This window comes from Marinomonas sp. (assembly GCF_965225885.1).
In the GTDB taxonomy this organism is placed as follows: Bacteria; Pseudomonadota; Gammaproteobacteria; order Pseudomonadales; family Marinomonadaceae; genus Marinomonas.
On record NZ_OZ245329.1, the window covers coordinates 1,135,062 to 1,147,906 of the forward strand.

13 protein-coding genes are annotated in these 12,845 nt (G+C 45.0%); 11 read left to right on the forward strand and 2 right to left on the reverse strand.

Features of this window, described 5'->3' with window-relative positions; translation table 11 throughout:
* Nucleotides 1–139 precede the first annotated feature (139 nt).
* The 5 genes from ACO05V_RS05175 (at nt 140) to ACO05V_RS05195 (ending at nt 4,639) form a co-directional block, all read left to right on the forward strand.
* Nucleotides 140–985, forward strand: coding sequence for an arylamine N-acetyltransferase family protein (locus tag ACO05V_RS05175; RefSeq protein WP_421848191.1), 846 nt, complete (start codon nt 140–142; stop codon nt 983–985).
* Entirely contained in the window at nt 982–1,956 is a 975-nt protein-coding gene (locus ACO05V_RS05180; RefSeq protein ID WP_421848193.1) for a DMT family transporter, read from the forward strand. Before ACO05V_RS05175 ends, ACO05V_RS05180 begins: the two co-directional genes overlap by 4 nt.
* Nucleotides 1,931–2,524 carry a Crp/Fnr family transcriptional regulator gene (locus ACO05V_RS05185; protein WP_421848195.1) on the forward strand — a complete coding sequence of 198 codons (594 nt, stop codon included), beginning with the start codon at nt 1,931–1,933 and terminating at the stop codon, nt 2,522–2,524. The genes ACO05V_RS05180 and ACO05V_RS05185 overlap by 26 nt, the downstream gene beginning before the upstream one ends.
* A gap of 303 nt (nt 2,525–2,827) precedes the next feature.
* Entirely contained in the window at nt 2,828–3,595 is a 768-nt protein-coding gene (locus ACO05V_RS05190; RefSeq protein WP_421848197.1) for a coniferyl-alcohol dehydrogenase, read from the forward strand.
* Nucleotides 3,596–3,700: 105 nt separating this feature from the next.
* On the forward strand, nt 3,701–4,639 hold the full coding sequence (locus ACO05V_RS05195) for a SphA family protein (RefSeq protein WP_421848199.1): 939 nt from the start codon (nt 3,701–3,703) through the stop codon (nt 4,637–4,639).
* A 96-nt stretch (nt 4,640–4,735) separates the two neighbouring features.
* Here ACO05V_RS05195 and ACO05V_RS05200 read toward each other — a convergent pair whose 3' ends face one another.
* Nucleotides 4,736–6,517, reverse strand: coding sequence for a sigma 54-interacting transcriptional regulator (locus ACO05V_RS05200; protein WP_421848201.1), 1,782 nt, complete (start codon nt 6,515–6,517; stop codon nt 4,736–4,738).
* Nucleotides 6,518–6,857: 340 nt separating this feature from the next.
* On the opposite strand from ACO05V_RS05200, the gene ACO05V_RS05205 reads away from it, so the two are divergent.
* Entirely contained in the window at nt 6,858–8,318 is a 1,461-nt protein-coding gene (locus ACO05V_RS05205) for a benzaldehyde dehydrogenase (RefSeq protein ID WP_421848203.1), read from the forward strand.
* Between the two features lie 75 nt (nt 8,319–8,393).
* Here ACO05V_RS05205 and ACO05V_RS05210 read toward each other — a convergent pair whose 3' ends face one another.
* On the reverse strand, nt 8,394–9,602 hold the full coding sequence (locus tag ACO05V_RS05210; RefSeq protein ID WP_421848205.1) for a LysR family transcriptional regulator: 1,209 nt from the start codon (nt 9,600–9,602) through the stop codon (nt 8,394–8,396).
* Nucleotides 9,603–9,809: 207 nt separating this feature from the next.
* Between ACO05V_RS05210 and ligA the strand changes: the two genes are divergently transcribed.
* From ligA to ACO05V_RS05235, 5 genes are all read left to right on the forward strand, one after another.
* Complete coding sequence (gene ligA / locus ACO05V_RS05215) at nt 9,810–10,217, forward strand: protocatechuate 4,5-dioxygenase subunit alpha (protein WP_421848207.1); 408 nt, start codon at nt 9,810–9,812, stop codon at nt 10,215–10,217.
* Nucleotides 10,217–11,071 (forward strand): class III extradiol dioxygenase subunit beta, encoded by an 855-nt coding sequence (locus ACO05V_RS05220; protein ID WP_421848209.1) that lies wholly within the window; start codon nt 10,217–10,219, stop codon nt 11,069–11,071. Before ligA ends, ACO05V_RS05220 begins: the two co-directional genes overlap by 1 nt.
* A gap of 6 nt (nt 11,072–11,077) precedes the next feature.
* Entirely contained in the window at nt 11,078–11,791 is a 714-nt protein-coding gene (locus ACO05V_RS05225; RefSeq protein ID WP_421848211.1) for an alpha/beta fold hydrolase, read from the forward strand.
* A 6-nt stretch (nt 11,792–11,797) separates the two neighbouring features.
* Entirely contained in the window at nt 11,798–12,283 is a 486-nt protein-coding gene (locus tag ACO05V_RS05230) for a nuclear transport factor 2 family protein (RefSeq protein WP_421848213.1), read from the forward strand.
* 177 nt (nt 12,284–12,460) lie between these two features.
* Nucleotides 12,461–12,784, forward strand: coding sequence for a hypothetical protein (locus ACO05V_RS05235; RefSeq protein ID WP_421848215.1), 324 nt, complete (start codon nt 12,461–12,463; stop codon nt 12,782–12,784).
* Nucleotides 12,785–12,845: the final 61 nt, after the last annotated feature.

Sequence of the window (12,845 nt, forward strand, 5' to 3'; positions counted from 1 at the left end):
TGGCCCATACTAAATGATGTCATGTGCCATCTATATACCTACTTCGGGTTATATCCTTAACCTAAGTTAATTCCTTCTCTTTTTCACTGCTGTAGTCTTGTTTGTATTCCGTATCGGTTGAGTATTAAAGGAGCACTGTATGTCGTTGTCACCCAGTTTACAGAATTATGTTTCTGGTCTTGGATTAAATATCCCACAAGCGTTAAGTATCGAGTTTGTTAAAGCGCTGCAAGAAAGGCATGTGGCTGAATTTAGCTTCAATAGCTTGGCTGTTGTTTTGGGTGAAGATATTTCTTTGGATGTTGAAGAGATCAGCCAGAAAATAGTGACTCGTGGTTTGGGTGGTTATTGCTTTGAACATAACAAGCTGACGTTTGAACTGTTAAAAGCCTTGGGTTACGACGTGCAGCTTAAGTTGGCAAGAGTGCTGAATAATAATGTCGAGCGCGAAGCGGGCAGAACCCATCGGGTAACTTTGTTGACCTTTGAAGGCGTGATCTATTTGGTGGATACCGGCTTTGGCGGCAATGGGCCGATTGCGCCGCTGCGATTAGATATAAACTCACAACAAGTGGCTGGTTTGGATCGTTATCGATTACTCGCTAAAGGCGAGGGGGAATATGATTTGCAGGTGGTGAAGGGCGATGACTATTTCACTCTTTATCGTTTTGATAACGCCGCTTACACGGATGCAGATTGTGAGTTAGGGCATTTTTATTCTCATAAAAACTCCAATGCGGTGTTTCTTAAGAACCTAATGGTGACCTTGAAGAAGCAAGACCAGACGGTTGCTTTGGTGAATGCTGAGCTTATTACAAGAGACCGTCACGGTGAGCAAAAGCAGTGGATTGAAAGCCCTGAGTCACTCGGACATATTTTGAACTCTGAGTTTGATATTGCCCTTGAGCCTGCTGTGGTTGAGCATCTTTTTATCCGCTTTGTGGCGCCTATTTTGGCCGAAGATAAAGTTGGGGTAACGTCATGAGTTCATTTTTTACCTTGTTGCTGTGGGCTTGGTTGATGGCGTCTTCTTTTATCGTATCGGGTCATATGGTGGAATACGCCAGTCCAGTGGCGACCTCGGCGTTTCGTTTTTTATTGGCGATGTTAATTATGTTGCCTGCCTTATTGTTCAGTTGGCATCGTTCTAAGTTGAATAAAACCGAGCAGTTTAAGGCCTTGTTCGCTTCTCGGCAGCGGCTTTTTCATTATGTGGTGATAAGCGGCGCTCTAGTGGGGTTTTTCATCGGATTGTTTGTCGCCTTGCAGTCGACAACGCCGCTGAATACCTCTGTTTTATATACCTTGGTTCCCTTAATTGGGGTAATGATTGCCAGAGTTTGGCTCAAGGAAGTCGCGCCGTTATGGCGAGTCATTGGCTTTGTGCTGGGTTCTATCGGCGCGATGACAGTGTTGTTTTCTACACAAGGCTTTTCTACGCAAGGCACTTTTGTACAAAGCAACAACGGATTTCAGTGGCATTCCGGTGATTATATTTTTGTTGGGGCATGTTTCTTATTGGCTTTGCATGTGGTGTCAGTTCAAAAGTGGGGGCGTTCATTAGGTGCATTGTCTGGGGCTTTTATGATTATGTTATTTGGTTCGCTTTGGCTACTGCCGATCGCGTTGATTTGGGGCGAGCTGGATCAGGTGCAATGGGCGTCGCAAGGCTTTTGGGTGAATGTGTTGTATCTGACGGTGTTTACTACTTTATTTACCTTTGTATTACAGCAGCGTTTGGTGATGACGGTGGGCGCGAGTCGCTTGCTTGCGATATCTTATACCATTCCGGTGTGGGTAGCGTTATTTACGGCCTTGTCTCAGTCGCGTTTATTAAGCTTGGTAGATTGGCCTTTTGCTTCTGGCATTGTATTTTTAGGCGTCGCGCTGTTTCTTATTGATGGCAATGTAAGCAAGGTGAAAATCGCCCATGGATCGAATTCAACTGCAAAATAGCTTCAGGTCTTATTTTAACGAGTTAGGCTACGACATTGATTGGCAAAGATTGACGGTGCCAATGGATGTCCATGTGATTCGAAAAGGCGATTACCTGTTTCAGCAGGGGGATTTTGCGAATCGTTTGTATTTTTTACACTCGGGTTTGGTGCGTTATGTGAGTGTTTGCGATGAGGGGAAAGAGTTCACGCAAACCTTTGCGAAAAGCCCAAGAATCATTGGCTCAACCAAGGCGATGGTGACTGAAACACGAGTTTTGTTCGGTATTCAGGCCTTGGAGAATTGCTTGATTTCGTCTTATCCCTGGCAAGCTTTTTATGACCAAATGCGCCTCGAAACTGGTTTTTTAGAGTGCTATGCTAAATTCCTTGAACGTATTTTTATTACTAAAGAAGAGCGTGAAAATGCCTTTGTAAAACATTCCGCTGAACGACGCTATTTGGATTTTTGTGCCGCTTATCCTGAGTTAAAAGATGTGATTCCACAGCAACAAATTGCGTCTTATATCGGGATCACGCCAGTGGCGTTGAGTCGAATTCGGCAGAAACTGAAATTGCATCGAGACTGATTGCTGGCGCAATTGTTCCTATTGATCACTTCTTTAAATAATCAATTTTTCTTCCTATCTGTTTTTTTGATTTAACTATTTGATTAAATGAATTGGGATGAACGGCTCTAGAGTGTTCATCCACTTATTTATTGCTTGATAAGAAATTTATATAGATATCAATGCCTTGAAGACTACATGAAATAAAATCATGGCCGTTTTTCTATTTGGGCATACTCCATGCAATTCTCCTTGTAGCTGATTGGTAAAGTGGCGTCTCTCTGCTTTGCCTAACGTTTCATAAAAAAAATAAGGAGAAACAAGATGACATTAGCGAATAAAACCATTGTGATTACTGGTGTGTCTTCCGGTATTGGTGCCGATGTTGCTCGATTAGCTCGCTTCCATGGTGCGCGTGTTATTGGAGTAGATCGTAATGAACCCAGTATGACACTAGATGGCTTTGTACAAATAGATTTAGGTAATCCTACGGCGATTGATGCGGCACTTGATGCCTTGCCAGAAAAAATTGATGCCTTATGTAATATTGCTGGAGTGCCCGGCACGGCAGAGGCGGAGCTGGTTGGTCGAGTCAATTATTTAGGGTTGCGCCATTTAAGTGAAGCCTTGCTTCCTAGATTCAACCAAGGTGCCAGCATTGTTAATGTGGCTTCTGTGTTGGGCATGGAATGGCCGGATCGTTTGGAAAAACATAAAGCTTTGGCCGATACGTCTTATTTTGAAGAAGGCGTTACTTGGTTGAAGAACAATCCTGTTCCACAAGAAACTTGTTATCAGTACTTCAAAGAGGCGCTTATTGTTTGGTCAACGCAGCAGGCTTTCACCTGGTTCCGTGATCATGGTGTGCGTATGAATTGCGTGGCGCCCGGCCCTGTCTTTACGCCTATCTTGGGTGATTTCGTCTCTATGCTAGGAGAAGAGCGAGTACAAAATGACGCCGAGCGTATGTTGCGTCCTGCTTATTCGGATGAAGTGGCAGAAGTGATCGCCTTTCTTTGTTCCGATGCTTCTCGTTGGGTGTGCGGCGTTAATATTCCTGTCGATGGCGGATTAGCTTCAACTTATCTTTAATTTTATCTAAATCAATGTCTTGGGCATATCTACGGCGCAGCGTTTGCTGTGTCAGTGGAGATGCTCGTCTAAAAAACGAAAAATAAAAATAAAAAGGTGTTTATCATGACAGCATTCAAGCGAGTTTTTTCGTGTGCCTTACTGACTCTTCCTATCTCGGCAATGGCCTATGATTTACCCGGTGTGAATTTAGGTGGAACCAGTTTTTATGATGGTGCGCCGGGGCCTCAAGGGTCGGGTTGGTATCTGATAGAGTATTTACAATCAATTAAAACGAGCACGTTAAATGGCAGTGATGGCAAGCCATTGTCGCTGCCCAAACAAGACTTAGACGTTTTCGTTCCTCTTACGCAATTAATCTATGTCTCTGATAAGAAAATCGACAACATGACACCCGGTTATACGGTGTTGGCTCCATTCATGGCGAAAGCCGATGTTGATGATGGTATGAATAATAATGCGCTGAAAGGCAATACGGGCTTGGGCGATATTTCCTTAGGCGCTTTTTTGCAGTTTGACCCTGTGATGGGGGAAAACGGGCCGCGTTATTCTCAGCGAATCGAGTTGGATATTACGTTACCGACGGGGGATTACGATGCCAGCGCGGGAATCAATCCGGGGAGTAATGCGTTTAATATTAATCCGTATTATGCACTGACATACTGGCTTTCACCTCGCTGGACGGCTTCCACTCGTATTGCGTATTTGTGGAATGGCAAAAATGATAAGCCGTCCACAGCGCTTAATGCGACTAGCGATAGTCAAGCTGGGCAAGCTATCCATATCAATTTTGCCAGTGCTTATGCGGTGACAGATACGTTAAGTCTTGGGTTAAATGGCTATTGGTTGGATCAGATTACTGACACGAAAGTAGATGGCAAAAGTGTCAAAGGGCGGAAGGAGAAAGTCTGGGCTGTAGGGCCGGGGCTTGTTTATCAGCTTGGCAAAGAGGATTCCCTCGTCGCCAATCTGTATTTTGAGCAGGACGCTGTAAATCGGGCAGAAGGCAACCGCTTTGTGCTTAGGTTTAATCACCACTTTTAAGGATCTTCCTTGATAAAGTGGTCGTGTAATTTTTCATTTTAATTCCCTTATCTTGCCCGTGATGTTGATGCATCACGGGCCTTTTTAATGAATAAATTACTTCTCGGGTGAGTTTTGCTTGTTCTTTTTGAGCCGATAAGCCAGCTGTGGACGACTTAACCCAACTCGTCTTGCGGCTTCTGATAAATTCCCTTTAGCATTGTTTAGAGCTTCTTCTAGTAAGTTTTGTTCGAGTTTTTCAATATCCAGATGACCTTGTCCTCCGACGAATTGGGTGATGTGCTCTAAGAGGGATTCGGTGGATTCTTGTCTGCTATCAGCATGGCTTAAGGTGCCTTGGTGGTTCACTGAATAGATAATCTCTTCAGGGATAAATTCATTTCTAAACAAATGTGGCAGGTCAATTGGCTCGCCTTCTTCTGATGCGATCACGCCGCGTTCCATCAAGTTTTGCAGCTCACGAATATTTCCCGGAAAGCCATAATTTAATAGCGCCCGTCGCGCTGTTTGTGTCATGCCAGATGGTGCTTTTTGATGCAGTTGGCAAAAATGATGATAGAAGTGGTTAATAAGCAAAGGAATATCGGCTTTGCGTTCTCTTAGTGGCGGTAGATGAATAGGAAATACGTTTAAACGGAAAAACAAATCTTCGCTAAATTCGCCTTTTTCAACGGCTTTTCGCAGGTCGACATTGGTCGCTGCGACGACTCTAACATTGACTTTAATCGCGGAGATGCCGCCGACTCGTTCGACCTCTCTTTCTTGTAAAACGCGCAATAACTTACTTTGACCAGCTAGGCTTAGTGTGCCAATTTCATCTAAGAAAAGTGTACCACCATTGGCTCTTTCAAAGCGACCGGGACGACTGTTTGTTGCCCCTGTGTAGGCGCCTTTTTCAACACCAAAGAGCTCTGTTTCCATCAAATTTTCAGGAATGGCGGCACAGTTAAACGCCACAAAAGGGCCTGTTTGGCGGCTGAATTTATGCAGCATGCTGGCAAAAAGTTCTTTGCCCACGCCAGATTCGCCAGTGAATAATACGGTGGCATTGGTTGGGGCGACTTTTTGTAACGAGTGATTGGCGGCGGTGAAAGCAGCGGAAACCCCGATCATTTTAGGTTGATCATCGAGTGCTTCTGGCTCCATTTGGTCGAGCTGCGGGTCTGGTTTGGTGCTGATGTCGGCATCGTTGGTGGTGACATTGAGGAAACGAATGTCGTCTTCGATATTGTCCCAAAGCTCAGCGGATTTGCCAATGACTCGACAGATAGAATGTCCCATGGATTGGCATTCTACTTCTCGGAAAATCACTAAAGAACCCACTAAACCAGAGACATAACCGATGGCGTAGCCCAATTCCATCCAGCAAGCCGGTGAGCTGCCAATGCCGTAAGCGGCAATGTTTTCTTCGTCTTCACTGCTGTGGTGCCAAATAAACTCGCCATCGTAGAGACCTTTTTCGGTATCAAATTCGAAGTGAACCGTTTCCACTTTGACGACGCCTTCTAGCCCATGAAGATGCGTACCAGCTTTGAAAATAGAGGCAGGGTCTGAATCGGGCCAGCGTTTTTGAATGAGCTCCGCATCACGAAGGCCTGACAAATAACCTGTTCGAGTAAGAATGTCGCGCGATTTGTCGAGGCCAAGAGAATCGATTATTTCGCGACGTAACAGACCAAACGATGAACTGTGGATCAGCAACATGCGCTGATCGTCTAGCCAAATACGACCATCGCCCGGCGAAAAAAACAGGCATTCGGTTAGTTCTTCCACGGTGGGCGCATGTTGGCCATCTAGCTCACGGGAGCTGCCTTTAAGGAGGATTTTTTGGTTGTTCTTGGCCATGTCTGCCAAAGAAATACGGTGAGAGTTTGTCATTATTATTTTTCCTCTTCCATCCGATTGATGAAATGATTAAGTGTTTTTTTCTTAGTGTTGATTGAATTTAACGATATCGTCAAGCGTGTTGTGTGTAATTTAATCTATTTAGCAATGAGTGCTTTACATCGAAACTCTTAAAAAACTTTATTTATCAATAAGATAAGTTTTATTTCTGATGTGTAATAAATATAAATTATATTTCGGCATAGGTATTGCTGTGGTTTAGTAATAAGTAATGTTGGAACGATATGAATACTTAATGTCGCTGAACTTTCGCTGGCGTTAATTTGTCCTAGTAAAAATGATGTTACGAATAAAAATAAACAGGAGAACACACATGACAGTATCTGTACTTGAATCCAAAAAGTGGTCCGGCAAATTTTTCACAGGCGACTGGGTTGCCGCGTCTAACAAGCAAGACGTGCTAGAGCCAGCAACAGGGAAAGTATTGAGCGAAGTGGGGATTGCGTCGGCAGACGACGTGTATTCGGCGTGTCAGCGCGCCAATGAAGCGCAAAAGGAATGGCTGAAAGTCCCACCAAGAGATAAGGCCGCTTTGTTCCATAAAGCCGCCGCTTTCATACAAGAAAATTTTGATGAATTGGCCTTGTATGTGGCGCGTGAAACGGGCGGTATCATTCCAAAAGGCCAGCATGAAGTAAAAGAAGCCATGTTGATTCTTCAGTTGGCTGCCAACATGACGCTAGAGCCAAATGGTCTGACATTGCCTTCCGTTCCAGAAAGAATGTCTTATGCCAAGCGTAAACCGATTGGTGTGATTGGTGTTATTTCGCCTTTTAACTTTCCATTAATCCTTTCTATTCGTTCTATTGCGCCGGCACTGGCAACCGGTAACGCAGTCGTCACCAAGCCTGATCCACAAACACCGGTGACAGGTGGTTTTCTTTTAGCACTTGCCCTAGAGGCGGCGGGTTTACCAAAAGGTTTGTTCCAAGTTCTGCCCGGTGCGGTTGAAGCCGGTGAAGCCCTTTGTGCAGCACCAGAAATTGGAATGGTGGCGTTCACTGGGTCTACTGCGGCAGGTCGTAAGGTTGGCGAAGCCTGTGGTCGTAATCTGAAAAAAGTGTCACTTGAATTAGGTGGCAAAAGCTCGCTGATTATTTTGGAAGACGCTGATTTAGATGTTGCCGCCAGTAACATTGCCTGGGGCGCGTATTTCCACCAAGGCCAAATCTGTATGGCATCTGGTCGTATCCTTGTCCAAGAAAGTATCGCTGATACACTAACGGCTAAAATCGTCGAAAAAGCAAAGCATTTACCCGTCGGTGATCCCGTTTCTGGACAAGTCGCTTTAGGGCCGCTAATTAATCAGCGCCAGCTAGAAAAAGTACATGCGATTGTTCAAGACTCGGTCGCGGCGGGCGCTAAGCTAGAAGCAGGTGGAACGCACGAAGGGCCTTTCTACGCACCAACGGTGTTGAGCAATGTGAAACCTGGAATGCGCTCTTTTGACGAAGAGATTTTTGGTCCTGTGGTGAACATCGTGACATTCAAAAGCGACGACGAAGCGGTTGCCATGGCGAACAATACGCAATATGGCTTAGCGGGTGCGGTGATTTCAAACGATCTTTCTCGCGCACAAGGTATTGGTGCTCAGTTGCATGTTGGTTTGTTGCATATCAATGATCAAACCGTCAATGATGAATGCATTAACCCATTTGGTGGTTGCGGTGCATCGGGTAACGGCAGCGCGGTGTGTGGCCCTGCGGATTGGGATCTTTATACTCATTGGCAATGGGTGACGGTGAAACAAGCGGCAACGCCTTATCCTTTCTAAGGTGTTCTTGCTTAAGTAAATCTTAGCAATAAAAAGCCTCATCTCAAGAGAAATGGGGCTTTTTTACTATTGGTTCTATTGTTTGTTTGCAATGGTGGTTTTGAGCTCTTCAATAAATGTCTGAATGATGGCGGATTGTCGTTCGCGATGCAGTGTGATGCCTATGGTGCATTCAGGTTTTGGCAGTGGGATAGGGATTTGCTTTAGGCGAGGGTTGAGTTGCTTGATATTCCAGTCGTCGTAGAAGAGTAATGCGATGGCGTCACTGTGGATAACCAGCTCTTCTGAAGAGGCAAAGGTCAGCATTTCCAGTGCTTGAATGGGCGGTTTGTTGTCTATGCTGTGGAACAGGCTTTCGAAATAATCCCGAATCGGCGTGCCATGCCGCGCCACAATCCAGCGTTCATTTACCAGGTCATTGAGTGTCTTTGCGTCTTGATGAATCGGATGATCAGCACGAGCGATCAAAGCGTATTGGGCTGGTAATAATGGCAGCTCGATTAGCTCTGGATGAATAGGGCCTTTTCTCATAAGACCCAGAAAACAATCTATTTCACCTTGTCGTAGGGCGTTTGCCAGCATGTGATAAGGACCTTGCATGGCTTGCAGTCGAATCCCTGAGTGTTGTTTAAATATAGAAGCAAACGCAATGGGAACAATATCTTGGCAGGAAAAAGACAGCATCCCTACGGACAATCTGCCAGTCAATTCGTTTGGTAGTGATTGAAGGTTATGTTGAAGCGATTGTACCACAGGTGAAATTCTTAGGAATGACGAAGCCAGTTGCTTGGCGGCATCTTGAGGGATCAAACCGCGGCGCGCTCTTGAGAAGAGCGGCTGCTGTACCATATTTTCGAGTTCTTTTAATGTCTTGCTAACCGCTGGTTGTGTCATGCCAAGTGCTTGCCCTGCGACAGAAGCACTGCCAACTTTAACGACGGCTTCAATGATCATCAAATGCCGCCATTCAACGTAGGTTTTTAATTTTAGTAAGGTAGTAACGTTACTTTGCAATTGGCGCTCGGTGTCAGAAATCGCCTGTAAAATGCTGTTGCAAGACGAGATTACCACTTCCCCTGCTGACGTCGGTTCAGCGCCACTCCAACCACGTGTAAATATCTTCACCTGCAATGCTTGTTCGGCTTGTGACAAGGCACGGGAGACACTGGATTGACTTAGGTTTAACGACGAGCTTGCTTCTTTTTCGGTACCTTTCTTCATTATTTCTCTGATAACACGGCATTGTTTGAGTGTCAGTGGAAAGTTTGAATTAGGGTTGCTCATCCTTGGTTTCCTTTTAACAGGTCGTTTCGTGAGGTCGTGGTGAGTAAAAGCTCGTTATCTATAATTTATGATATAACCAAAATTTTAGCCATGTTTTCGATTGTGCATATGTAAGGTGGGCTTTTTCTGTGTACCTTTAATTAAATAAGTTCTACTTAGTTAATTCCTCTTTAGTGAGGGCAAGAAGCGAGCGAAGGTAAGACGCGAATGAATAATAACAATAAGCCTTACAGTGATATTCCTGGCACGACCGTGTTCGACGGCGATATGGCCAGAATAGGCTTTCACCTCAATCAATTTTGTATGTCCTTAATGCAAGAGTCTAATCGAACGGCGTTTAAGCAAAATGAACGTACCTATCTAGACAAATGGCCGATGACGGAAGCGCAAAAATGTGCCGTGATTGCTCGCGATTTTAGTCAGCTCATTGCCCTTGGTGGCAACATTTATTACCTCGTCAAAATCAGTTCGAGCGATGGGCTAAGCGTGGCGGCAGCCGTTTCCACCATGACCGATTTATCCGTTGATGAATACATCGATATGATGCGCCGTGGTGGCCGTTCGCCGGAAGGGAATCGTTATGTTGTAAGTAACACATCTGAGGAGAAGCAATAATGGCCAAAATTACCTGTGGATTAGGTACCTCTCATATTCCGTTGCTTGGACATATTATTGATAAGGACGACAGTGGCGACGAAAAGTGGGCGCCAATATTTGATGGTTATCAGTTCACTAAAAAATGGATCCGCGAGCAAAAACCAGATGTCGTTATTTTGGTCTATAACGATCATGCGACAGCGTTTGATATGAAAGTGATTCCCACTTTTGCGATTGGCTGTGGGGAAGAATATCACCCAGCGGATGAAGGTTATGGTGCTCGCCCTGTTCCTACCGTAAAGGGCGCGCCGAAGCTAGCGTGGCACATTACCGAGTCATTGATAAAGCAAGGCTTTGACATGACGATTGTCAATGAAATGGACGTGGACCATGGCCTTACTGTGCCTTTGTCTATGGTGTTTGGGGAAGTAGAAGAGTGGCCTTGCCAAGTTATTCCCTTGGCCGTCAATACCGTGGTTTATCCTGCGCCTTCGGGCGAGCGCTGCCTAGCTTTGGGTAAAGCGATTCGAGCCGCAGTAGAGCAATTCCCTGAAGATCTAAATGTTCAGGTTTGGGGAACCGGTGGCATGAGTCACCAACTATTAGGCGAACGTGCTGGCTTGATTAACCAAGAGTGGGACCTCGCTTTTCTGGATGATTTAAAGAGTGACTATGAGAAGCTAGGGGCGATTTCTCAAGTCGAATACATCCGCGAATCCGGAACAGAAGGGAGTGAAATGGTGATGTGGTTGATCATGCGTGGTGCGCTGAATCATCAGGTTAACGAAATTCACCGTCATTATTATGTGCCTGTTTCTAATACAGCACTGGGCCATTTGATATACGAAAATGTTGATGAAAAGGGAGAATAAATCACAATGAATGTGCGCATAACTAGACCCAAATTGGTTTGTTTAGCGGGTTTGCTCTGTGATCAACGAATTTGGCAAAACGTCGCAGCTCAATTAGAGAATGATACCGACGTTGAGATTATTAGCTTTGCTGGATTTGATGATCTGACCGACATGGCGCGGTTTGTGTTGTCCAGTATTGAAGGCGACTTTGCCTTGGCGGGACACTCTATGGGAGGACGAGTAGCACTGGAAATATATCGTCTTGCACCGCAGCGGGTAACGCGTCTAGCGCTTTTAAATACAGGTGTTCATCCCAAGTCCGATAAAGAAATTCCCGGTCGTATGCGTTTGATTGAAGCCGCGAAAACGAGTGGTATTTCAGTATTAGTAACGCAATGGCTCATCCCTATGATGTCTCCCAAAGGATTAAATAACACAAATTTGATGGCCGATTTAACAAAAATGGTCGAGTCTTATTCTGTTGAAGATTTTGAAAAACAGATTCATGCATTGATAAATCGCCCCAATGCTGAAGCGCTACTTTCACAAATATCGGTACCAACTTTACTGCTTTCCGGCTCGCAAGATACTTGGAGCCCTGTGGTTCAGCATCAGGCGATCCAACAACAAATTAGTGGTAGTGAACTTGTCGTGATCGACGACGCTGGACACATGGCGCCAGCGGAGGATCCAGATAATGTTGCGGCGGCACTGCACACATGGTTGCAGAAAAAGTAGGGGATTATGAGTAATCAAACGACCGAAAATATGTTGATTGAGTGGCAGTGTCAAAAGCTGGTAACTCGTTCCATTAATTTGCTAGATCAAGGGCGTTGGCAAGAATTGGCAAATTGCTATGCCGAAGATGGCGAACTGTATCGACCCAGTGCACCGACCGAAAAAATTGAAGGTCGTGACGCGATTCTTGAGTCTTTTGCCTCGCGTCCAGCGAAAGAAACCTGCCATGCACTGACAAATATAGAAGCTAATATTATTGATGAAGGTCTTGTCGTCGTAACATCGAGAGTGGTGCTTTTTGCCGCGAATAGAAAAGCCGAAGGTATTGAAAGCATGGTGCAGGCGAGTGCGGACATTTTTATTGGTCGTTTTGTGGATGAAATTAAACGTATAAATGGTACGTGGTTAATAGCCAAAAGACAGGGATCGATTGAACTGCATTATAAAGAAACGTCAGACAAAACCGAGTCGCTGTTAAATAGTCGCTGTTAAATAGCAAAAGTAGTCGCTTGGGAAAGAGTTGCGAGGGAAAGAGTTGTTTGAAGAATTGGCTAATGGTTGAGAGTAGAGTTTCGATTTAAGAAGGGCGCTCCGATTATCCGGTTTGTCCCATAACAAAAATAATAAAGCCTTCAAGCAAGGCACTAAAGTTACATTGGGAGAACAGATATGAAATTGACTAAATTGATTATTGCGGCTTCAGCGGCTATCACTTTATCCACTCAAGTCTTTGCTGAGGAATTGAAGTTCGCTAGCTTCACTCCGCCGTTTCACACCATTAATGCATCAGTAATTGAAAAATTGAATGCTGATTTATCGGCAGCGACTAACGGTGCTTTGACTGTGCGCGGCTATCATGGCGGCGAGCTAGGTGCAGGCCCTGCCGAGCAATATGTGCGTGTTTTGCAAGGTGCAGCGGATATGTCTTGGGGTTTACCGGGTTATACTTCAATGTTTTCATCGTCAAATCGGTCGCACCGAACGTGGAGTTAGGTGACATTTTCAAAGGAGTGCTGCCTTTCTGGTTGATGATGATCTTGGCAGTCGCTTTGTT

What these genes read in the sequence shown, in the direction of transcription:
- ligA (WP_421848207.1), top strand. Translation starts at nt 9,810, where the DNA reads ATGAATAATAACAATAAGCCTTACAGTGATATTCCTGGCACGACCGTG.
- ACO05V_RS05175 (WP_421848191.1), top strand. Translation starts at nt 140, where the DNA reads ATGTCGTTGTCACCCAGTTTACAGAATTATGTTTCTGGTCTTGGATTA.
- ACO05V_RS05210 (WP_421848205.1), bottom strand. Translation starts at nt 9,602, where the DNA reads ATGAGCAACCCTAATTCAAACTTTCCACTGACACTCAAACAATGCCGT.
- ACO05V_RS05235 (WP_421848215.1), top strand. Translation starts at nt 12,461, where the DNA reads ATGAAATTGACTAAATTGATTATTGCGGCTTCAGCGGCTATCACTTTA.
- ACO05V_RS05190 (WP_421848197.1), top strand. Translation starts at nt 2,828, where the DNA reads ATGACATTAGCGAATAAAACCATTGTGATTACTGGTGTGTCTTCCGGT.
- ACO05V_RS05185 (WP_421848195.1), top strand. Translation starts at nt 1,931, where the DNA reads ATGGATCGAATTCAACTGCAAAATAGCTTCAGGTCTTATTTTAACGAG.
- ACO05V_RS05225 (WP_421848211.1), top strand. Translation starts at nt 11,078, where the DNA reads ATGAATGTGCGCATAACTAGACCCAAATTGGTTTGTTTAGCGGGTTTG.
- ACO05V_RS05205 (WP_421848203.1), top strand. Translation starts at nt 6,858, where the DNA reads ATGACAGTATCTGTACTTGAATCCAAAAAGTGGTCCGGCAAATTTTTC.
- ACO05V_RS05220 (WP_421848209.1), top strand. Translation starts at nt 10,217, where the DNA reads ATGGCCAAAATTACCTGTGGATTAGGTACCTCTCATATTCCGTTGCTT.
- ACO05V_RS05195 (WP_421848199.1), top strand. Translation starts at nt 3,701, where the DNA reads ATGACAGCATTCAAGCGAGTTTTTTCGTGTGCCTTACTGACTCTTCCT.
- ACO05V_RS05200 (WP_421848201.1), bottom strand. Translation starts at nt 6,517, where the DNA reads ATGACAAACTCTCACCGTATTTCTTTGGCAGACATGGCCAAGAACAAC.
- ACO05V_RS05230 (WP_421848213.1), top strand. Translation starts at nt 11,798, where the DNA reads ATGAGTAATCAAACGACCGAAAATATGTTGATTGAGTGGCAGTGTCAA.
- ACO05V_RS05180 (WP_421848193.1), top strand. Translation starts at nt 982, where the DNA reads ATGAGTTCATTTTTTACCTTGTTGCTGTGGGCTTGGTTGATGGCGTCT.